The 22949-nt window shown below is 38.0% G+C and carries 18 protein-coding genes; 10 read left to right on the top strand and 8 right to left on the bottom strand.

Annotated features, from left to right (window positions below; genetic code table 11):
- Nucleotides 1-45: 45 nt before the first annotated feature.
- The gene (locus tag MOO47_RS03725; protein WP_249513454.1) at nucleotides 46-390 is read right to left on the bottom strand and encodes a type II toxin-antitoxin system PemK/MazF family toxin; all 345 of its coding nucleotides are present in this window, start codon (nucleotides 388-390) and stop codon (nucleotides 46-48) included.
- Complete coding sequence (locus tag MOO47_RS03730) at nucleotides 384-647, bottom strand: AbrB/MazE/SpoVT family DNA-binding domain-containing protein (protein WP_249513455.1); 264 nt, start codon at nucleotides 645-647, stop codon at nucleotides 384-386. Before MOO47_RS03730 ends, MOO47_RS03725 begins: the two co-directional genes overlap by 7 nt.
- Before the next feature lie 94 nt (nucleotides 648-741).
- Between MOO47_RS03730 and MOO47_RS03735 the strand changes: the two genes are divergently transcribed.
- The 4 genes from MOO47_RS03735 to MOO47_RS03750 all read left to right on the top strand — a co-directional run bounded on the left by MOO47_RS03735 (nucleotide 742) and on the right by MOO47_RS03750 (nucleotide 6178).
- Nucleotides 742-1320 carry a site-specific integrase gene (locus MOO47_RS03735; protein ID WP_249513536.1) on the top strand — a complete coding sequence of 193 codons (579 nt, stop codon included), beginning with the start codon at nucleotides 742-744 and terminating at the stop codon, nucleotides 1318-1320.
- A gap of 17 nt (nucleotides 1321-1337) precedes the next feature.
- A complete protein-coding gene (locus tag MOO47_RS03740; protein WP_249513456.1) occupies nucleotides 1338-1526 on the top strand; it encodes a hypothetical protein in 189 nt (62 codons plus the stop codon).
- 132 nt (nucleotides 1527-1658) lie between these two features.
- Entirely contained in the window at nucleotides 1659-3566 is a 1908-nt protein-coding gene (locus tag MOO47_RS03745; protein WP_249513537.1) for a DNA methyltransferase, read from the top strand.
- Nucleotides 3566-6178 carry a DEAD/DEAH box helicase family protein gene (locus tag MOO47_RS03750; RefSeq protein WP_249513457.1) on the top strand — a complete coding sequence of 871 codons (2613 nt, stop codon included), beginning with the start codon at nucleotides 3566-3568 and terminating at the stop codon, nucleotides 6176-6178. Before MOO47_RS03745 ends, MOO47_RS03750 begins: the two co-directional genes overlap by 1 nt.
- Here MOO47_RS03750 and MOO47_RS07760 read toward each other — a convergent pair.
- A complete protein-coding gene (locus tag MOO47_RS07760; protein WP_396022056.1) occupies nucleotides 6114-6386 on the bottom strand; it encodes a linear amide C-N hydrolase in 273 nt (90 codons plus the stop codon). The two genes, MOO47_RS03750 and MOO47_RS07760, sit on opposite strands and share 65 nt — an antisense overlap.
- A 154-nt stretch (nucleotides 6387-6540) precedes the next feature.
- On the opposite strand from MOO47_RS07760, the gene MOO47_RS03755 reads away from it, so the two are divergent.
- Entirely contained in the window at nucleotides 6541-7398 is an 858-nt protein-coding gene (locus tag MOO47_RS03755) for a hypothetical protein (protein WP_249513458.1), read from the top strand.
- A 172-nt stretch (nucleotides 7399-7570) separates the two neighbouring features.
- On the opposite strand, the gene scrK is transcribed toward MOO47_RS03755, so the two are convergent.
- Complete coding sequence (gene scrK / locus MOO47_RS03760; RefSeq protein ID WP_249513459.1) at nucleotides 7571-8446, bottom strand: fructokinase ScrK; 876 nt, start codon at nucleotides 8444-8446, stop codon at nucleotides 7571-7573.
- A gap of 145 nt (nucleotides 8447-8591) precedes the next feature.
- On the opposite strand from scrK, the gene MOO47_RS03765 reads away from it, so the two are divergent.
- Both MOO47_RS03765 and MOO47_RS03770 read left to right on the top strand, forming a co-directional pair.
- Complete coding sequence (locus MOO47_RS03765) at nucleotides 8592-10022, top strand: C69 family dipeptidase (protein WP_249513460.1); 1431 nt, start codon at nucleotides 8592-8594, stop codon at nucleotides 10020-10022.
- Between the two features lie 68 nt (nucleotides 10023-10090).
- Nucleotides 10091-11089 (top strand): D-2-hydroxyacid dehydrogenase, encoded by a 999-nt coding sequence (locus tag MOO47_RS03770; RefSeq protein WP_249513461.1) that lies wholly within the window; start codon nucleotides 10091-10093, stop codon nucleotides 11087-11089.
- 60 nt (nucleotides 11090-11149) lie between these two features.
- Here the strand turns inward: MOO47_RS03770 and MOO47_RS03775 are convergent, their stop codons facing one another.
- Complete coding sequence (locus MOO47_RS03775) at nucleotides 11150-11305, bottom strand: hypothetical protein (protein WP_249513462.1); 156 nt, start codon at nucleotides 11303-11305, stop codon at nucleotides 11150-11152.
- Between the two features lie 197 nt (nucleotides 11306-11502).
- Between MOO47_RS03775 and MOO47_RS03780 the strand changes: the two genes are divergently transcribed.
- The 3 genes from MOO47_RS03780 (at nucleotide 11503) to MOO47_RS03790 (ending at nucleotide 18872) form a co-directional block, all read left to right on the top strand.
- Nucleotides 11503-12444: a nucleoside hydrolase gene (locus tag MOO47_RS03780; protein WP_249513463.1), complete on the top strand. Its 942-nt coding sequence runs from the start codon at nucleotides 11503-11505 to the stop codon at nucleotides 12442-12444.
- 70 nt (nucleotides 12445-12514) lie between these two features.
- The gene (locus MOO47_RS03785) at nucleotides 12515-14314 is read left to right on the top strand and encodes a heavy metal translocating P-type ATPase (protein ID WP_249513464.1); all 1800 of its coding nucleotides are present in this window, start codon (nucleotides 12515-12517) and stop codon (nucleotides 14312-14314) included.
- Between the two features lie 238 nt (nucleotides 14315-14552).
- Nucleotides 14553-18872 (top strand): hypothetical protein, encoded by a 4320-nt coding sequence (locus MOO47_RS03790; protein WP_249513465.1) that lies wholly within the window; start codon nucleotides 14553-14555, stop codon nucleotides 18870-18872.
- Nucleotides 18873-18875: 3 nt separating this feature from the next.
- On the opposite strand, the gene MOO47_RS03795 is transcribed toward MOO47_RS03790, so the two are convergent.
- The 3 genes from MOO47_RS03795 to MOO47_RS03805 are packed head-to-tail and all read right to left on the bottom strand — an operon-like array spanning nucleotide 18876 to nucleotide 22869.
- Entirely contained in the window at nucleotides 18876-21026 is a 2151-nt protein-coding gene (locus tag MOO47_RS03795) for a peptide cleavage/export ABC transporter (RefSeq protein ID WP_249513466.1), read from the bottom strand.
- Nucleotides 21023-21787: a YibE/F family protein gene (locus MOO47_RS03800; protein ID WP_249513467.1), complete on the bottom strand. Its 765-nt coding sequence runs from the start codon at nucleotides 21785-21787 to the stop codon at nucleotides 21023-21025. The genes MOO47_RS03795 and MOO47_RS03800 overlap by 4 nt, the downstream gene beginning before the upstream one ends.
- On the bottom strand, nucleotides 21784-22869 hold the full coding sequence (locus MOO47_RS03805; protein ID WP_249513468.1) for a YibE/F family protein: 1086 nt from the start codon (nucleotides 22867-22869) through the stop codon (nucleotides 21784-21786). Before MOO47_RS03805 ends, MOO47_RS03800 begins: the two co-directional genes overlap by 4 nt.
- Nucleotides 22870-22949: the final 80 nt, after the last annotated feature.

Consider the following 22949-nt stretch of genomic DNA (forward strand, 5'->3'; position numbering starts at 1 on the left):
GAAATGAGGAGCTATTTTTATGTTTATATTCATAAGCGCCCTTGATTAGGCTGGATCAATACTAAACAATAATTTATACAGATCAATGATTTCAACTAATTCCGCCCGTGTTACTTGATCGACAATATCATCATTTTTCACCTGTCTGGCTCGTAAATCTAAAGCAATCGTTTGGTCCAACAACACCTTACCATAAACATTCCGACTACTCGTCAATTGATGATACATGGGAAAATCACGTGTGGTACTACTAATTGGAGCAACAATCGTCATATTACTAGTTTGTGCCACCATATCATGACTCAAAGCAATTGCTGGTCGCCGATACATTTGTTCATGACCTCGGCTTGGACTAAAATTAACATAAAAGATATCCCCTTGTTTTACCATGGTAATTCGTCACCTGTTGCCTGCCCCCAGTCAAGTTCATGCTCACGAATACCATCATCATGCCAATCTTTAAATAATTCATGAATATTAGCCGGCTGCTTTCTTACCGGCGTTAAAACGATTGCTCCATTTTCAACAGTTACATCTAGCTCTTGATTATCCGCTAACTGTAATTTTTTTATAATTTGGCTTGGAATCCGAGCTGCTTGCGAATTTCCCCACTTTGCTAACCGGGTTTGTGCTTGTATAAGTGCCATATTATCCCTCCTAAATATTTATTATGGCTAAAGTATATCCTATGTAGATACATAAAACAACCCTGATTACTGGAGATGCGATCCTATGTAACAAATTGTCCCACCTATCAAAGATACTAACGTCCTCAAAGACGTCCAAAAGAACCTATTAGATAGTTTCAAAGCCGGTCGCCGTAATTACACGATCTTTCAAGTGGGTAAAGCCACCCTACTACGGGTCAGTGATGTTATGCGGCTCAAACAACAAGACGTTTTTAATCCTGATGGGACGGTGAAACAAACAGCTTTTATTCATGATAAAAAGACCGGTAAAGCCAACACTCTTTATTTAAAACCGCTTCAGCATGACTTAACCCAATACCGACAGTGGCTAACCCAACAAAATTTAACGACTGTCTGGCTATTTCCCTCAACCCAACATCCTGATCGACATATCACTGAAAAACAGTTTTATAAGATCATGCATAAAGTGGAGACTTTACTGAATATCAATTACTTAGGTACCCATACCATGCGTAAAACCGGTGCTTACCGTGTCTATAGCCAATCAAATTACAATATTGGCTTAGTCATGCACCTATTAAATCATAGTAGTGAAGCCATGACCTTAGCTTATCTGGGTCTCGACCCAGCAAGCACTGAAGCCATATTAGATAATATCGACTTTGGCTAATTGAAAGGAGTCTCACCATGAATATTGATTTTACGCATGATTACCATGAACTATTTGATGATTGGCACGAGAATAGAACCAAAGCCTGCTTTACGCAAAAAATGACGGCTTATACCCAAAATGAAAAAGTGCACCTCCCCGTTTTATTGTCACGAAACGACTCAAAACAACGTTGGCAAACGAACTCAAGACAAAGCAGAGATTAAAGATTTGAAAACCTTAGCGATGCCGAGTCGTGAGGATGAAAAAGACGGTGTCACCCCAAAGTGAAACAGAACCGGCAGAAGCGCAAGCTAAACCTAAAAAGTGGTGGAAATTTAAAAAACGAGGGCGAAAAAATGATTGATTCAAAAATTATGGAGACAACAAAGTCCATTTTGAAAGATTTTGGTAACACCTATTTTTCAGATAAAGGAACTCTAAAGCGCAACAAAGTAATAGAAGACCTGGATGCTTATACACCTATGTTGATGAAGGCATTACTAGCTAATCAACTAATTCATGACACCTATACGGAGTCAATTGTTATAGATGATAAAAGTGTAGAACTGTTTAAGCTAAACCAGTTTATTGAAATGTTTACGTATAAAGAATACTGGCAAGATAGCTATACAAAATTTGAGAATAAAATTGGCCTTACTGCTGATGGTAAATTTATTGATGAGACTGCTGACGTAGTACTAGATTTTCCATTCAAAGATACTGTTTTAAAAGCCGGTATGACGAAAGAGGATCAAAAAGATACTGATGAACCTTTTTTGCATGAAACGATAGCTAAAGCTGAAATTGACCAATTATTGGAACCCAAAGTATTTGTTAATGCTACTAAGTATAATCAAGAAAATTTAGACGGTACATCAGTTGATAATTTTGATGATGACAATTTAATCATCAAGGGAAACAATTTGATTGCTTTGCACAGTCTAAAAAATACTTACTCTGGACGCGTGAAATTAATTTATTTAGATCCGCCATATAATACTGGGAAAGATTTTGGTTATCACGACAATTTCAATCATTCAGCTTGGTTGACTTTTATAAAAAGTAGATTAGAAATTGCATGGGAATTACTTTCTGATAATGGAACGATTTGGATTTCGATTGATGATAACGAAAGTCATTACATTAAAGTTCTGTCTGACAGTATTTTTGGACGCCAAAATTTCATAAATGAAATAGTGTGGCAACGGGCATATGCACCGGTTAATCTCAAAAAAACCTTCTCTAGGTCACACGACTATATTGAGGTATATGCTAAGAATAATTCTTCAGAAAAAGAATTAAATCAGTTGCCAAGAAGCGCAGAGTCTGACAACCGATATAAAAATCCAGATAACGACCCACGTGGTTTATGGAAGACATCTGATTTTTCAGTTGGTCCTGCAATTCAAAAAAATGTATATGAAATAATAACTCCATCTGGACGTAAAGTGCTTCCCCCTGACGGATATTCATGGCGTTTTTCAAAAGAAAGATATAAAGAATTGTTAGATGACAACAGGGTATACTTTGGAAAAGATGGAAATAGTAAGCCTGCATATAAACGATTCTTATCGGAAGTTAAAAACGGTGTCGTTGCACAAACACTATGGACCTATGGAGAAGTTGGGCATAATCAAGAAGCAAAAAAAGAGATAAAAATGTTGTTTGATGGGAACAGTGCATTTGGCACACCAAAACCCGAACGTCTATTACAACGTATTTTGACGATTGGTTCTAATGAATCAGACATAGTGCTTGATTTCTTCATGGGATCTGCAACAACTCAATCGGTTGCCATGAAGATGAATCGTCGCTTTATTGGGATTGAACAGATGGATTATATTAAAACTGTTTCTGTTGAACGCCTAAAAAAGGTGATTGCTGGTGAACAAGGTGGTATTTCTAAAGATGTTAATTGGCAAGGTGGTGGCTCATTTGTCTATGCTGAATTAATGGAAAAGAATCAAGGTTATCTCAAAGATGTCCAACAGGCCGAAACGACGAAGCAATTAGAAGATGTCGTTAATCGCATGATTGAAGGTGGCGCTGATTTTGATTTCCGAGTTGATGTTGAAAAAGTCCTACAAGATCCTGAATACCAAGCCATGGCATTGGCTGATAAAAAGCAGCTGATAGTCAAGCTTATTGATAAGAATCAGTTGTATTATGCGTACAGTGATATGGACGATCGTAATGTGCAAGAGCTGATGTCTGAGAGTGATATTGCCTTTAATAAGAGCTTTTATGGGGAGCGTGATCTGTAGTGGCCAAAAAGAAAGCACGAGAACTTGTCTTACCTATTGTTCATGAGATCAATGACTATACGAGTGATTTTTTAAAAAACGACGAACCTCGACATGCGTTTGTTTATCCGGACTACATTAAGCACAATCTCAAGCATCAGTTACGTGACTATCAAAAGCAATCACTGTACAACTTGAATTACACGCAAAAGGATGCCAATGTTGCTAGTCGCTTTAATCAATTGTTATTCCATATGGCCACTGGTTCTGGAAAAACCGATGTGATGGCAGCTGATATGCTGTATTTTTACCATGAATTTGGCTATCAAAATTTTCTGTTTGTCGTTAATACAAACGCGGTGATTGCTAAAACCCGTGAAAACATGCTGAATGTTCAGTCACCAAAATACCTATTTTCACAACCAATAAGTATTGATGGGATGCCGATTGAATTGCGAGAAGTCACCCGCTTTCCAACAAATAGTGAACCAGGTGTGATCTACTTGCGGCTCACAACGATCCAAACTTTAGCGAATGAGTTAAATACACCACGCGAAAATGGCTTAACTTATGGTGATTTAGAGAAACAGCAGTTGATTATTCTAGCTGATGAAGCACATCATTTTTCTGCCGGCACAAAGAGCAAAGCAGATCAAAAAAATAAAGCGTGGGAGTATGTCTTAGACCGTATTCGACAAGCTAATAAAGCGAATCGTCAGTTAGAATTCACGGCCACCATTGATTTAAATAACGAAGTTATTTACGAAAAATATCGGGATAAAGTCATTTTTCAATATGATTTAAAAGAGTTTCAAAATGCTGGTTACTCAAAGAAAATTGCTCGTTTACAAGCCAATGCTGATGATAACGAAAAGATGCTGAATGCAGTGTTGTTATCACAATATCGTAAGCGCATGGCAACCCAGGCGGGTGTACGAGATTTTAAGCCAGTTATTTTATTTAAGTCAAATAAAATTGACGTTTCAAAAGCGGCGCGTGATCAATTTTTGACGCTGCTGGATCAATTAACTACTGAAGATTTGGCGCAATTTATTGAAAAGCAACGCCAAACCACGCAATCATCAACTTTACGCCAAGCCTATAATTATTATCAAACAGTTGATCTGGGGCGCTTGGTACGTGAATTGCAACGTGATTTTCAACCATTGAATACAATTAATGTTAATGATACAAGTAGCAATGGAATTTTAGGAGATTTAAATGATTTACGTAATTTGAATACCTTAGAGGAACCAAGTAATCCCTTTAGAGCTATTTTCGCCGTCGCCAAGCTTTCTGAAGGTTGGGACGTCTTAAATTTGTATGATATTGTCCGAATTGGGGAGCAACCCGTTACGTCAACACAAACCAATAGTGAGGCGCAATTGATTGGGCGTGGTGCACGCTACAACCCATTTATCTATAAGGAAACAACGTCGTTCACGCGCCGCTTTGACCATAGTTCGCCAGAATTACAGATACTAGAGTCCTTACACTATCACACGATTAACGATAAAAAATATATCGATAATCTGACGAAATCTTTTGAAACAATGCAGCTACAAGTTGAAGATGATAAAGACTTTGATATTTTGACCACGACAGTGAAAGAGTCATTTAAGCGGTCTGATGTCTATCAATATGGCAAGCTGTATTACAATGACGTCGAAGATGCCCCTGAGAGTGAATACAATGGGTTGGCAAAATACGGTATCCCTGTTGCGGAATTACCCACCGTCAATATTGAGATGGCAACCCTAGAAGCAACTGCCTTTGATACACAAAATGTTGCTGGTATGAATGAGACACGACTGGTAAAGATTGATGATGCCCTCGTCAAAAAAGCAATGGCACGGAATCCTTTCTTCAGATTCAATACCATGAAAAAATATATGCCGACGCTAAATTCCATCTCGGAGTTTATGTATGAGACACAGTGGTTGGGGCAAATAAAAGAAATCCAAGCAACGGTATCGACGGGTTCAGATGCAGTGCTTAGTCGAGAAACACAGCTATTAGTCGTTGAAAAATATCTAGCCTATATTCAGCGCATGTTAATCATGAACTATAAGCGCCAACGCGGAACCAATAAGTTTATTGGGTTGCCAATTAAAGATGCCGTTCAGGATTATCAAAAGCGTGTCCCCCTTAACTATTCTGATGCTGGGGTTCATGAGTTAATTCAAACCTATGACTATAAAAAGGCACCTTGGTTTGTCTATAACGAGGCTATTGTCGATAAATTGGAACGTAGTTTAATCGAACTGATCCAAGGCTATATCGAAGAGCTACAAAACCAGTATAAAGATGTTTACCTCATTCGTAGTGATGAGCGTAATACTAAGCTAAAATTGCATGAATTTGCTGGAGATGTGTCTCACTATGCTGGTTTCTTACCGGACTTTGTTCTGTATTTAGCTAATGAGTCGTACATTTATCAGATTTATATTGAACCCAAGGGCACCCAATTACTGGATCAAGACCAATGGAAAGAGGACTTGTTAACGAGTATTTCGCCTGAGAGTGTCGATGTTATTGGCGAAAATGATAAGGTAAAGTTGTATGGTGTTAAATTCTATGTTGCGGGTGATGCCCGTAAGGTACGAAACAAAATCCAAAATATAGCTTTCTAAAACAGGAACTATAATTTTGTAAATCGCCCATGCCTAAAAATGCATGTTTGGTGGTTACTGTTTGAGGATCACTGTATACCGAGGCAAAAGTTTTATTCTTGGGAACACACACAACTTGTTGAGCCATCTCCATCATGAAATCCATTGTCCGCGATAAAAAATGTTTTTGATCTTTTGTGATCATGGTAAAACTGCTACAACCGATCATTTAACTCACTCCATTCAAATTTTTAACTAATTGTTAAAGATTATAGGCGTGCTAAATTGTGAATGCAATTAGTAATTATGTTAAAGTAAACTGGGATTATGAAAAAAGTAATAATCTTTTATAATCTAATTTTGTTATTAATTAAGGAGAAGTTATGAGATTCAAGCATCAAAAACAAGCAATTTATGGTTTAACAAGTATGCTCCTAATTGGTGAATTATTGATTGGCATTCAAAACACTCAAGCCGCTACGACAGCTAAAACACAGCAAATTCAGATTACAAAACAGTCAGCAGCACTTTACGATCGTAATGGTCACAAACTCCACAATAAAGTCTTAGCTTTAGGAACTACTTGGCGAGTCCTGGCTACCAAAAAAATCAAAAAGCAAACAATGCAGCGAATCTTTGATAATGTTTGGGTTCCCCAAACCAGCGTTGATATGATGCAAGATACCGCCAAAAAGCAAACAACACAAAACTCCGGCGATAATTCTGCTTCAGCTAATTCCGCGGATGCTGGCTTTAAAAAGGTTGATTTTCCCCAAGCAATGCAAGGTACCTGGTACAGTGCTGATAAAAATGCCAGCACCAATTCGCCCATTACTTTTGCAGGCAACAAAATCAGCCTTAGTGGCAAAACTATGTTTGCTTACGATGGTACAGTTCGCCCTGCAGACGATCAAGCTACTTTGAACATTGGCGGGAATTCTTTAACTGCTCTCCAACAACAAAGACAGGATAATTGGCAATCATTATTAGTGCAAGATCCGCAAAATTTGAATTTTAAGAAAACGCCCGTTTCACCAGTAATTGACTTGCGTGGTTGGTACCAAAGCGCAGGTGATGGTGAATATTATTACGTCATGAATGAGAATATTGATGGTCAACAAACACCTGTTTTATTCACAGCGGGAGGTGCCGGTTTATGGACAGATGCACATTATTACCGGACCAGTCAGTTAGCGCAACAACAACAAGACAGTACTTATGATGATGATCGCGAGCAATGAATTGGGTTATTCAAGATCCACAAAATACTGATTTGCGGATCGCTAGCGACCAAAAAGGGATTGGTGCAATTAACACTAATCCCTTATAAAATTACTACGACAACAGCTATCAGTCATGTAAGACTAAGATGGCTGTTTTTTTACTTAAATAAAAATATAATTTAAAATATTACTACTCACTCTGCACCTTGTAAGCCAGCGCAAAGTTACCCAAAGTCGCGGAACCATTCTCTTTCACCCTCGGCATCGTGATATATTTATCTAAATCTGGCACAGTAACATAGTCATTCAATAATTGCTTAAAATGCACACGTACTTTAGCCAAAAAGTCTTCACTAATCACGCCACCACCAAAGACAATATTATCCGGGCGTAAAATCATCGTTTGCTGAATCGCTGCTTGGGCTACATAATAAGCCATAATATCCCAAACATGATGTTCGTGTGGCACATCTTTACCTGCAATGCCCAACCGTGCATCAAAAGTGGGCCCAGAAACCAACCCCTCCAAGCAATCCTTATGGAAAGGACAAATTCCAGCAAAATCCAAGTCATCCGGATGACGTTTTACAAAAGTATGCCCCATTTCTGGATGTCCAAAACCTTGCAAAATTTTACCGTTCAAAACAGCTCCACCACCAACGCCGGTACCAACTGTGTAATATACTAATGAAGAAATCTTTTCATTAAATAGCTGAGCAGTCACGTATTCACCGAAAGCTGAACCATTCACATCAGTTGTAAAGTAAACTGGTACATTAAGTGCTTTTTTCAGTGGACCAATTAAGTCAGTATGTGACCACTGAGATTTAGGAGTATCAGTAATATAGCCATAATTGGGATTGTTTTTTTTGAGTTCGATGGGACCAAATGAAGCCACAGATAGCGCTGCTAAATCATCAAATTTTTGAAAAAATTCAATTGTCTTTTGAATTGTTGTTGCTGGATCAGTAGTCGGAAATTGTGTTTTTTCCATAATACGATAGTCTTCATTCCCTACCGCACAGACAAATTTCGTACCACCTGCTTCGACGCTGCCTAATAACATTTAATAAACTCCTCTAAATTACTTAAGTTAAAAGTATATCATTAATATTATATCCTAGATGATTTTGCGCTGTTGTCAATCAGTTTTAATACTTCAGATCTGCTTTATGATAGACTGAATTAGTAATTAAATTAAGGAGATTAACATGAATACTAAAAATTTATCAGCTTGTACTACTATTTTAGTTGGCAAGAATGCATCTATTGATGGTTCTACGATGATTGCCCGCAACGACGACACATTCGGTGCCATTTCGCCGCATAAATTTGAATATCATCCAGCACAAAAAAACACGACTGATACTGAAGTTAAATCTTGGTTAAATGGCTTTAAAGCACAAGTTCCTGCTGACAGTTTTGGTTGGCCCGGTGTGCCCAATGTCGATTACCAACACGAAGGCTACTATGATGAAAGTGGGATCAATACCAAAAATGTGGCTATGTCTGCTACCGAAAGCACTTATGGCAACGAACGCGCTTTAGCATACGATCCGCTAGTTGTTGATGGCTTGGATGAAGATTGTATTGTCCGCATGGTTTTACCCTATGTTACTTCAGCACGCCAAGCAGTAGAACGAACTGGTGCTTTAATTAAAGAATACGGTTCTCCAGCTGGCAATTCTGTATTATTCAGCGATCACAATGATGTTTGGTACATGGAAATTGTGACTGGTCATCATTGGGTAGCACAACGTATTCCTGACGACGCTTATGCTATTGCTGCCAATCGTGTTTCCATTCAACAAGTGGATTTCAATAATACGCAAGAATTCATGTGGTCAGATGACATTCAAGATTTTGTGAAGCAAAATCATTTAAATACCGATCAAACTGGCTGGAACTTCCGCCATATTTTTGGCACCAACAATCAAAAGGATCGCCATTATAACAATCCGCGTGTTTGGTTTGGTCAAAGATATTTAAATCCAGAAATTGAGCAAGACCCTGAAGATGGCGAATTACCTTTCATTTGTCGGACTAATCACAAAATTTCGATTGATGATTTGGAATATATTTTAGGTTCCCATTACAATGAAACGCCATACGATCCTATGCAACAAGGCGAATCTGCTACGAAATATTTGTATCGTCCTATTGGCTTGAATCGGACACAAAATTCGCATATTTTACAAATCAGAAATGATGTACCTGAAGAATTGGCCGGCATTATGTGGCTATGTATTGGCTTTCCAACTTTTGCACCTTTCTTGCCATTTTATACTAATATGAAAGACACTGCTCCCTCATTCAGCCATACAAGCATGAATTTTGATATTAAAGATGCTTATTGGCTCTATAACGGTTTATCCATGCTGGTTGAATCCCATTACCATGCCTTTATTCAGAGCAATATTGACTTTTTAACAGAAAGTCGGCGACGTTTTCGTGAAGTAATCGCTGAAGTTGACCAACAAGCCGCACAATACCAAGGCACTGAATTAACTGATTTTTTGACACAGCAAAATCAAGCTTTGGTTGAAGAAACGGAAGCTAAAACACGAGCTTACATGGGAACTTTATTCACACAAGGGATTGAGCTATCCAAATTAACATTTAATATGGACAAAAATCTTTAGGAAGAGTTTGATTACTTTTGCACAAACTATTAAAATGAAGATATCGATAGTTTAAGGGGAGGATTTTTATGAAAATTGTTAGTTATAGTATTCGTGAAGATGAAATGCCGGCATTAAATGCCTGGAAGCAAGAACATCCAGAAGTTGATGTCCAAATCGAGCAAGATTTATTAACACCGCAGACTGCTAAAAAAGCACAAGGTGCCGATGGCGTGGTTGTTTATCAGCAAGCGCCTTACGATCGAGCTACTTTACAAGCTTTGCATGACGCTGGTATTAAAAATATGTCTTTGCGTAATGTCGGAACTGATAACATTGATATGGAAGCAGCTAAAGAACTAGGTCTTAAAATTACGAACGTTCGTGTTTACTCACCTAATGCCATTGCTGAACACGCAGCTTGGTTGATGGGTCGTTTACTGCGTCGTGAACCTGAATATACTGATAAAATTCAAAAACGTGATTTGCGTTGGGCACCCGAAATTGGTCGTGAAATGCGGATGCAAACCGTTGGAATCATTGGTACTGGTCACATCGGACGCGTCTTAATTGATATTTTGAAAGGCTTTGGCGCTAAAGTAATTTGTTATGATATTTTCCAAAATCCCGAACTAAAGGCTGAAGGCTTGTACGTTGACAGTTTAGATGATCTATACAGTCAAGCTGATATTATCAGTTTGCACGTTCCCTCCGTTAAAGAAAATATCCACATGGTTAATGACACTTCCATCGCTAAAATGAAAAAAGGTGTCATCATCATCAACGTGTCACGTGGTGATTTAGTTGATACCGATGCTTTAATACGCGGTTTAGATAGTGGCAAAGTTGCCGGTGCTGGTTTGGATGTTTACGAAGACGAAGTCGGTATTTTCAATGAAGATTGGAATGGTCGTCCTTTTCCTGATGAACGTTTAAACAATTTATTGGAACGCAAAGATGTTATCGTGACACCGCATACTGCTTTTTATACAGAAACAGCGGTCGAAAATATGGTGAACATTTCTCACAATGACAACATCAAATTAATTAACGGTCAAGAACCGGATAATCCAGTTAGTTTAGATTAAATTAAGCAACTAAAAAAGAGTCCTGTGTAAAAACAGGGCTCTTTTTAGCTTGTCGAAAGACTAGTTAGCTTTCTTAGTAGCATTTTCTTTTTTCATTTCATCTAAACCGTTTTTTAAGAAGTTCAACACTTCATCGGTGTGTTGACGACGTTTAGCGGAATTTTCCCGCGATACGGGACGGCGATTACCGGTAACACCCTTATGTGTATTAGCCATCGTGATCCTCCTTTTCTATCTGGAACCATAAATTATTCTAACTATTATATTTTATGAAAAAAGTATTTAATATTCAAGTTATATTATTCGCGCATATCGGAATACGAACTGCTAATGAATTTTTAGAGTTAGTGTGCTACATTGTTGTTAGGCAAAGAATATTTGTAGGTGCACCTAAAATTAGGAGGAACTGAATTATGGTTGAAAAGATTGTTTTTGATTGTGATCCTGGTAGTGATGATTCTATTGCAATTTTAGAGACATTTGCGCATCCTGATAAATTAGAAGTACTAGGTATGACAAGTGTAGGTGGCAACCAAATTTTAAGTAATGTTACCCGCAATCTTCAACACATTTTATGGTTTTTAAAACAACAAACACCAATTGCTTCGGGGCAAGCGCAACCAATTATCAAAAACTTGCACAACGCCTCAGAATTTCATGGTACTAATGGCTTGGCAGGACCAACTTTCCCACCAGAAGCTGATGCTTATCCCATCCAAAGCCACAATGCGATCACCTTTTTGCACAATATTTTATCAAAAAGCATAGAACCGATCACAGTTGTGGCAACAGCACCATTGACTAATATCGCTTTATTATTGAAGGTTTTCCCTGAAGATCGCACAAAAATTAAGCGCTTTGTAATTATGGGTGGTGCTTTAAAAACTGGAAATGTAACGCCGAATGCCGAATTCAATTTCTATGTAGATCCTGATGCAGCACATATTGTCTTAGCCTCAGGCATTGAAACAGTACTTTGTGGTTTAGATGTAACTAACCAAACGGCGATTGCCGACAATGAAATCACTGCGTTAGCCAATAAAGGTCCCGCTAGTCAACTAGCTTACGAAATCTTGGTTCCATACGCTGCTGCTGAATTGAAACATCATACTTTAGCTTTAGCGCCCATCCACGATTTAACAACTATTTCTTATCTACTCAAGCCCGAATTATTCAGTGGACAAAAATTAGCTTTACAAGTGAATACTACTTGGTCTGATCAACGCGGGGCCATCACAATCAATGCGGATCCTGCCGCACTTACAAATGTTCTTGTCTTAGATCAAGTCAAGCGTGCTGAAGTAATTAAATTATTAGTTACTTCATTAGAGTATTTAGATCAACAATTATCATAATTATCTAAACGGCTATTCAACACGTAGAAACTTTTTCCTCACAAATTCAATAAAGGAGATCTTTGTATAAATGCATTACAAAAAATTACTCGTAATAATCGGGATAGCCGTCGTTGCTTTCGTTTTAGAATTTGGGTTCCATTTGAATCTCTGGGCACAAATTTTAATTACTATCGTCGGTGCATTATTAGCCTTATCCATGATTTTTGAAATGATTAAAACTTTGCGTTCCGGTAAATACGGTGTCGATCTATTAGCAATTTTAGCCATCGTATCAACTCTCGCTGTGGGACAATATTGGGCCAGTCTAATAATTTTGTTAATGCTCGTTGGTGGCGATACTTTGGAAGATTATGCCGCTAATAAAGCTGGTAGCGAATTAAAATCGCTACTGGAACATGCTCCAGAAAGTGCGCATCAACAACAAGCCGATTGCAGTTTACAAGATGTCGCTTTAGAGCAAGTTAAGATCAATGATATTTTAATCGTCAAACCTGGTGAACAAGTGCCAGTTGACGGTGTTATCACTAAAGGCAGTGGTAGCTTAGATGAATCCTCTTTGACTGGTGAATCCAAGCCAGTGGAGAAAGATAGTGGCAGTGAAGTAATGTCTGGGTCGATCAATGGATCCAGCGCTTTAGAAATGAAAGCCACTAAATTAGCCGCTGACTCACAATATCAGAAAATCATTCGCTTAGTGGAAGCTTCACAAAATCAGCCCGCTAAATTTGTTCGGTTAGCTGATCGTTACGCCGTTCCTTTTACTTTGGTAGCTCTTATTATCTCGGGTATTGCGTGGGCTATAACCGGAGATCCTAATCGTTTTGCCCAAGTTTTGGTAGTTGCATCACCGTGCCCACTAATTTTAGCAGCACCGATTGCCTTTGTTTCAGGTATGAGTCGCACTAGTCGTAACGGGATTATCGTTAAAAACGGTACCGCAATTGAAAAATTATCCTTACTGAAATCCATCGCTTTTGATAAAACTGGAACTATTACGCGCGGTGTTTTGGCTTTAGACAAGGTAGTTCCAGCAACGGGTTTTACTTCTGAAGAAGTGCAACAATACGCTGCCAGCATAGAACAGCAATCTAATCATATTTTGGCAACATCGCTTTTAAGTTCTGTCCACACCGATCTGCTGAACGTCACAGATCTCAAAGAAGACACAGCGCAAGGTGTGCAAGGCATTATCAATAATCATACGATTAAAGCTGGGCGCCTTTCTTTCGTTGCTCCACAACATAGTGCACCTGCCAACAATCAACCAACTATTTATGTCAGCGTTGATGAACAATACGCTGGTAAAATCACCTTTATCGATCAAGTCCGCCCCGAAGCTGCACAAACTATCAAAGATTTAAAACAGTTAGGCATCAATCGTTTGCGCATGTTAACTGGTGATAATAAAGCAACTGCCGAGGAAATCGCTAACGAAGTTGGTTTAAGTGAAGTAGACGCTGATTTAATGCCTGAAGATAAAATTTCAGCTTTGAAGAAAACACCAGCTGCTAATCGTCCATTAGGTATGGTCGGCGATGGTGTCAACGATGCACCATCATTAGCAGTGGCTGACGTCGGTATTGCCATGGGCGCCAAAGGTTCCAGTGCTGCCAGTGAAGCTGCTGATGTAGTTATTGTCAAAGATGATTTGACTCGTTTGGTACGTGCTATCATCATTGCCCGTGAAACTATGACGATTGCTAAGCAGTCGGTCTTAATCGGGATTTTCATTTGTGTGGCGTTAATGTTAATTGCCGCGCTAGGGATTATTCCAACGATTATCGGAGCTTTATTACAAGAAGTTATTGATACTGTTTCCATTTTATGGTCATTAAAAGCACGTAAAGGTAAAACAACCTTTAATTAAAGTTATCATGTCATAAGGTGTCCCCAGATAATTAATTGCCCTGCTAGTTATCTGGGGGCACTTTTTTGCATTTAGATAACTATTTTTAGGACAATATAAAATCTCCAAAAAAATATAAATTTGCGATAAAATGATTATTTATTTTGTTTTTTTAATAATTATGTTATTGTTATCTCCGTATAAAGCAATTGATCATAATTTTATTACTTTTTAACAATAATTTTTGGAGCATGAGATAATGTTTAAAATTAAATCTGTCTTATCTTTTGTGATAACTTTTACAATAGTCTTGCTGACACAAGTTTCGGTGATTCACGCGGACCTACTAAATCCTAAGAATACTAATGACGAAATCATTAGTTTTTATACCAAACAAGAGCCTTTGCAAAAAACCCCCACTTTTAGTATTCAATCTTTAATTAAAGGTTCTCCGCTACTAAAAGTTAGTAGCAGAGACGTCGCTTATCCTAACAAACCTGATTATTCAACGCCTGATCCTAATATTCCTGTTAATGATGCTAATCAGCCAATTATTGAGGCTAGTAAAATTAGTCCAGATAATGTTGTTCCTAATGGTAACAATACCGATTTGATCTACCCTGAAAATCCGAGTGACGATAATTTAGCTAATACTGATACTTATACTGTTTATGTTTCTAACGCTTACCAATTTTTGGAAGCGATTTTTGATTTGCGCGCCAGTGGTGTTACTAATTCTGAAAACGATCCTGGTACTCAAGAAAAAAGTGTTTCTCATATCAGTAAAATTGTTTTGACTAAAGATATTGACTTAACTAACTTGCCTCAAGCAATTAAAAATGAATATCCGTTGCAGTGGATGGGCGATTACGCTGACGTTTATACACGCCACTTCAAATTAACCATTGATGGTCAAGATCCCCAGAATAAAAATATCGAACACACAATTAATCTAGGAGCATATGGTTTTGCCTTATCTGGTGATGCTCGAAATGGTTCCGGGAAAAATACTGAATTATATAAAGAAGACTGGACTTGGAAAAACATTCACATGTACGGTCAAAGTTGGTGGGGACCTACAGCTGCCAATACCGGTTATTCGGAAAATGCTGAGCATCCTGAATATACTAATAAAACGCTTCTTGATCTTGGCGGATATACGAAGTTAAATTTTGCCAATTGTACCTACATCGGTTGTCAATTGCATAATTCCTACAGTGACCGCTCTAACGCTTTAGTCACAATCAAAGGTCGCGTGAGTGCTTCTTCAGTGAGAGATTTTAAATATAATAATAAACAATACGTATGTGAAGATAAAAACCAGCAAATTTTTGAAGCCTCCAAAATCAGATTCGAAAAAAATAGTTATTTTACCGGTTATACGTATGATGGTAATGCTATTAGCCTCAACTCCGTGTCGCAAAAAGATGCTAGCGATTCAACCGTTAAGGCCACTTCTAGCATGACTTTAGAAGACGGTGCTAAAGTCTTCATTTATCCTCATGGCGATAGTTCCATGGAGAACAGTGGCTACACGCCTTACGGTATGCCTTACGCCGTGATTACACAAGCTAGTAATTCCCAATTAACTTTAAAGGGTGACTCACAACTCAATATTATCTCTAACGATGCACCTGCCAAAGGTCAATATGTAGGAGATAGTAATAGCCTTTATACACAATTCAATGACTCAACTCTTGCAGACAATCCTACTTTGAGACAAAGTAATAATTTAGCTGGGGCTATCTATTTAAATCAAACCAATCAAGTCCGCTATATCAAAGACGATAGCGGTTCACCATCCGTTAATATTGAAAGTAATGACCAGACTAATATGAATTACGATGATAGCTCAACTACTACAGAAACTGGTGCTAATGGTTTAAATAAGTATGAAAACGGTTCGCAAGATGATGCTGCTAATATGCTTCAAAACGACACTATTACTGCACCTAATGACATTGGTGACGAAACTAGCTATGACAACAATTACAGTCAATATGTCAATTATCTTTACAGCAAAGGTCAAGATCAATCTAGCACTGGTGCGACACTGAACAGTGCACCATTAGTTGCCTTTGATGGTACTGGGAATTTGTTACTAGATCATGGCACATTTAGTATTCAGACTCATAATATGCATGATTTTGGGGGCGCCAATGTCGGTATTGATCCCGGAAGAAGTGGCAGTATCATGTATATCGGCAGTCAATCCAAAGTAACTATCAAAAAAGATGGTATTTTCCGCTTATTAGTTAACGGCAGTTATCCCGATGGTCAAAGTGGTGGGGTAGTAAATTTATTAACAGCTGCTAATGGCTTATCGCTTAAAATCTCCAATCCACAAGAGGTCACTTTGGATGCCGGTCCGAATACTAATCCCGATACCCATATCGTCTATGTTCAAGGTGGTAACCAAACAAAAGGCGGGGGCGACGTTGATTTAAGTGACTCCACTTTTTCTGCCTGGGGCAATACTTCTCCAATTACTTCCCCAGCTGGCGCTAATCTAGGATCTACACCAAATAAAGACGTCCAAGTCTTGAATGTTCCTGTCCAAAGAATAGACGTTCCTTTTACCTATTGGGCTATTCCCGCTAATTTGTTCCAAAATGGGACTAATGCTGTCTACGCGCGAAATCAATCCGCCGATAATAGCGACTTGCTAAATCTAAATAATGCTTTGAGCGCAATGAATGGGAAAGAATTTCATAAAATCCAATTTGGTAAACTAGACAGTCCAAAAATTAATAATCAAAATGTTTATGTAATCCCCCATCACCCAGACAAAAGTGATAAGGGCAATACCATTATCAGTGGTACCATCACCCATTTTGACGGTGACACCCCTTTTACTCCCACAGTTCCAAAAATTTCTCTCAGCATTAAACGTGCCGATGGGACGGTCTATGATTTGGGCGACTCTACAAATCCTGATCAAGCTTATGGCATTCCTGCTACTAATCAACTAGTCCCCGTAACGCCTAATATTTTAGGGCGCGACAGTGCCGGGGAACAAACGGGACTCCCCGATACTTTGGGTTCTCTTACCAACGTTACCAATCCGGTTCCTAAATATCTCAATACTGCTTCTACTAAAGATAAGCCTACTCCGCTAACGATGACTGCGCATGCAGACGATGGCACCGATCACAGCTATAAAGATTACTATGACTACAAAATCAATGTGCAACAAGCCATTGATAATTACAATAAAGATAATCCTGATCACAAAATTACAAGCCTGAAAGCTGACGACACGGTGCAAGTCGGTACTGTAACTAATTTTCAAAGTACACCTTTGCAAAATGTTGCTATTACGAACTTATTTTTGGATACGACTAAACATGTTGATCAATATTTAATTGGGGACAAAGTTCATGTTCCTGTAACTTATTTTGATGGTGATCCTGACTCTAAAAAGATCAGTCTGAGCGGCAGTGTGACGGACAATAATCAAAAGCAACCTTTGGTAGATTCAATCAATTTAGCTGATGATTATAATCATAAAAGCGATGTTACACAAAACTGGGATCTGGCTAATATCACTAATTCTGTTGACACTGCTGATTCACATCACACTTTAGACTTTTCTGGACAAGACGACCTAACACCTGCCAACAAATATCCTTTCAACGATAGTGACACGCTGACTTACAACTATCAAGTCCTGCCCTATCCTAAATATAGTGGCAACAAGACTTTAACTAGAGTCAATCGTGATGGTCATACAGTTACTGAGGGTGCCAATACTTTACAAACGGTCTTTACACCACAAGCACAGCATTCTTTGGATAAAGTTAAATTTGATCTGGGTAAATTAGATGGTAATGTGTCCAAAATAGACACTAATAATCCTTTAACTATTACTGCGACAGAACCAGACGATAGTTCTGGGACTTATACGATCACTAATCCAAGTCCTGACGGCAATACTACGGGACTTTTGACCGGCACCGACTTTGGTTTGAGCTCTGCATCATTTCCTGCAGGCACTAAGTTTATCGTTAAGCAACCCATCAACATAACTGCCAAAACAGGTTCATTTGACCCTAGCAATGATGTTTTGTCCACAACTGATGCTAATGACAAGACAATCACTTTAGCTACTTCTACTCCCACTTCTTATGTGATGGGTGAAGGCGATGTCTTATTAACAGTGCCTAATCAACTCAATTTTGCAGCTACTATCAGGCATCGTAAGCAAAATATATATCCAAAATCAGCAACAACACCGCAAGTCAGTCTTAAAAATAATTATTCATCAGCTTTGAATATCACATTGACCGCTAAATTAACAGGAACCAGTAATTCCAAATTAAAAAACCTATTCTTCTTCAAGACAGATGATTCCGAATTACCGTTGAATTCTGATGTGACAGCTTTATCCAGTAAACTATTAACTTCTAAAAATACCAAAACACTGGATCTATATAGCAGTAGCTCAGGTAGTACTGCTAAGAAATTCGGTCCATATCTTGGGATGCCAGCAGACGATAGTTCTTTGAAAGGTCTATCTAACCAATCCAATACTGCCACTTTGACTTGGACTGCCATAAACAGCTTACCTTTCCAATAAACTTTATTGTGCAGCCTGCCATAAGTGCTGATAAATACCAGATTGACTGGCTAACTGCTCGTGAGTACCTTGTTCAGCGATCTCACCATTTTTCAAAACTATAATACGTGGTGCTCTTTTGGCAACTGCTAAACGATGTGCAATAAAAATAATAGTTTTCGAGCTGTGTAATAGCTCAGTAACTAAAGCTTGCTCTGTCAAAGTATCCAAATTACTGGTCGATTCGTCTAATATCAGTATTTGTGCTGGTGACAATAAAGCACGCGCAATCGTTAATCGCTGTTTTTGACCAGTGGACAAGGTAGCAGCGTGCTCATCCAAATAAGTATCATATTGGAACGGTAAATTTTCAATTTCTGTTTTAATTTGCGCACTAGCACAAGCTTGCTTAATTTCACGCATTCCCACTGCTTTATCAGCGCCTAGTAACAAATTTTCTTTAATAGTCCCAGTAAATAATGCTGGTTCTTGTGGAATGTACGCAATCAATCGGCGCAGGCTTCTTGGATTTATTTTACTAATATCTTGTTGATTTAATAAAATTTGACCAGTATCTGGCACAAAAAAATGAACTAATAATTTAGCTAGTGTGGATTTACCTGAGCCACTACGACCTACAATTGCCAATTTATCACCGGTTGCTATCGTTAAATTAATATTGCGCAAAACGGGCGCACCAAAGCCATAACTGTAACTGATCTTTTGTAAAATCAGTTCGCAGCTATGGCTATTTTTAATGTCCGGTTGTGAATTATCTTCTGGCGCCACAATCAAAATCTCATTCAGGCGCTGATTAGCAACTTGGGCATTTTGCAATTTTGGTTGCAAATCAATAATACTTTGTAATGGATTAATAAAATACAAAAGTAGCGAATTAAAAGCCAGCAATTGCCCAATAGATAATTGATGTTGAATAACTAGTTTTGAGCCTAGCCACAAGACAATCACACTTATTGCCAGTCGAATAAATAGTTTTAAGGCTTGCTGTAACTGATCTAATTTAACGTAATGCCAATTATTGTGCAAAGCTTTAGTGAATTGATGCTTAACGCGCTGATAACTTACTGGTTCACAAGCCAAGGCTTTGATCGTTTCAATAGCTTCAACATCCGTGATAACCTCTGAATCTAACTGTGCACCACTTTCTAACTGGTGGCGATTAGAACGTTCCAATGGCCGCTTGAAAAACCACACAATTATTATGTAAAAAGGCAGCACCACGAAAGCTAGACCACACAAAAGAGGACTTTGGATCCACAAAACAATTGCAGTCATCACAACAATCAATAAATCTAAACCAATCGTCAGCAATGAATCTGCCAAAACAGCGATAATTTGATTAGCGTCATTAAAGCGCGCCAAAATATCACCAGTTTGCCGTGTAGTAAAAAAAGATAGTGGCACTGTTAAAACATGTTTAATATATTGCAAAATAATTTTTGCTGATAATTTTTGTCCAATCGCTGTAAGCATCATTTTCTGCACATAAGAACACACCGCCTGAACAACATAGGCTAGCAACAAGCTTGCACTAATCAACATAATCCATGATGAACTTTGCTTAGGAATATAACGATCAATCAACACCTGCAAAAAATATGCACTAGCAATACTAATTAAAGTCACCAAAAAGGCCGTCAAAAAAATCAAGCTTAAAATGCCTTTGTGCTCAGCAAAAAGTGGCAAAAAGCGCCACAAAGTCTGTTGTGGCGTAACAATAGGTTCATAATCAGGCATTGGTTTAAAAAATAGCACAATACCTTGCCATTGCTGCAAAAATTGGGCATGACTGAGCTTGGTCAAGCCTACCACTGGATCAGGATCAGCAATATAAACATACGTTTTCGTTATCTTTAAAATTACGTAATAATGTGCTAAATTTTTATTTTTAACGACATTAACAATAAACGGATCAGAAACCGCTGCAGCTTGTAATTGTGACCAAGTAGCCCGTACGGCATTAACTGTCAATTTATAATTTTGGGCAGCTTGCTTGATTCCAAAAGCAGTCGTGCCTTGTTGCGTCGTTTGCGCAGCCGTACGCAATTGTGCTAAAGGAACTTGTGATCCGTAATATCGCAAGATCATGGCTAATGTCGCTACTCCGCAATCTTTTTCGTCAATTTGTGCTACATAATTTTTCCGAAAATTCATTTGTCTGCCCCATTTTTTGTTAACAATTTCCGTCTTTGTCGCAAAATATAATAATTTGCCAAATAAATGGCACCAACAACCCCCAGAAAAGAAATCATCAGTTCTAATAACGCTGAAACAAATATAGCATTATTAAAAATTTTGGTCCAAGAGTAATTTAATTGGATAAACCATAAACCTAAAGTTAAATAGCTGCCAAAAAAACCAAATAATAACGTATTTAAAGAGGTAGCAATAATTTTTTGCCCGATTGCTAGTCCTGCTTGCCACAAATTGCTTTCTGAAATATCTGGTTGATATTTCACAATTTCCCATACGCCCGAACTAACTGCAATGCTCGCTTCAGCAATCGCTCCCAATGCACTTAAAACCATCACGGCTACTTGAATTTTGGGGAACGAGACACTGACAGTCAAAATAAATTGCTCAATTTCATCAGTATCCTCAATCGAAAAGCCTTGACTAAAGGAAAAGTGCACCACAATCAAGGTCATTAACAAAACCAAGCCCAGCATAATTAGTGTTGTAACAGTTGCTGTTTGTTTGACTTGTTGATTATCCGTATTGGGATAAATTGCCAAGAAAACTAAACCAATCGCCAGTAAAATAGTAACTATCAAGGGATTAAACTCATCAGCAATCAGCATAATCAAAACTAATAAAACTAAAAAACTGCCTGCTAAACTGCTAAAAATTTGCCAACCACGCCGACCACAAACTATCAACAATGCTACCAATAAACAAAGTGTCAATACAATCATGCTTGTTCACCTCGCAATAAAAAGCTCGCCAAAAAAGAAGTCACCGGAACTGCTAGCACTATTCCTAGTGCACTAATGATCGTTTGCGTGTATCCTAACGTCATTGTCCGCGATAGAGAAAAGAAGAGTGTGTTACCATTTCGCAAATACAGCACAACAATAGGAATTAATTCAGCCAAGAAAATATAAAATAAAATATTAATTAATGGTCCAATTATTTCTTGCCCCACATTCATGCCTGATTGTCGCAGTTGTGCTGGCGCCAAATTAGGTTTTTCTTGCAATAGTTGATATAAAGAAGCCGTGATGTCAGACGTTTCATCCATCACTGCACCCAAAACACCTAATAATGTTTCTGCCAAAAAGATTAATTCAAAAGGTTGGATGCCATAATCCATTGTTTCAAAATGAATCCCTTGATTATTTGTCAGTTGCAAAACTAAAACACTAAATAGTAAGGCACTAAATGTACTGATCAAAGTACTCAACAATGCAATGAGCGTTTGGCGCGAATAACCAAAGACTAATATTAAAGTTGCCAAAGACAAAATAATCGCTAAAATGATCGTAATACACAAAATATGTTGATTATGCCATCGCGTAGCCAGCAATAGCGCACCAATAAATAACAACCAGTTGATGGCAACGCTAATTAAAGTCTTCAATCCTGCTTTATGCAAAAAGAATAAAACGATCAAAATAATCAACAAGAAAGTAAATACTAGTATGCCATCACGTTTAGGACCAATAATCGCCAAACTTTTTTTTGCTTTGGGATTATTCAACAAAATCTTGCTGTGCACGAAATAACGATTACTATTAGCCTGCGACTGATAGTAAGTATTTTTGAAAACGTGTTGTTGACCTTTAAAATGTCCACTAATAATTTTAACAGTCAATTTTTGCGTAATCATCATATCATCATTTTGATAACTTTCTTGCAACTGTTCTTTTTGAATTACTTTGACTTTTTGCACTATCGCAATATTCTCTGTTCGCATACTGCGATAGTAAAATAGTCCCCCAATTAAACATAACAATAGTATGCCTAACAATCCATAGCGCTTGTATTGTTTATTCAAGTACCATTACCTCTTGATTTTTTATTAATAATATTATAGCGCACAAAAAAAGATCGACAGTGTCGATCTTCAAAATCACT

It is taken from the genome of Bombilactobacillus thymidiniphilus, from assembly GCF_023380245.1.
Lineage (GTDB): Bacteria > Bacillota > Bacilli > Lactobacillales > Lactobacillaceae > Bombilactobacillus > Bombilactobacillus thymidiniphilus.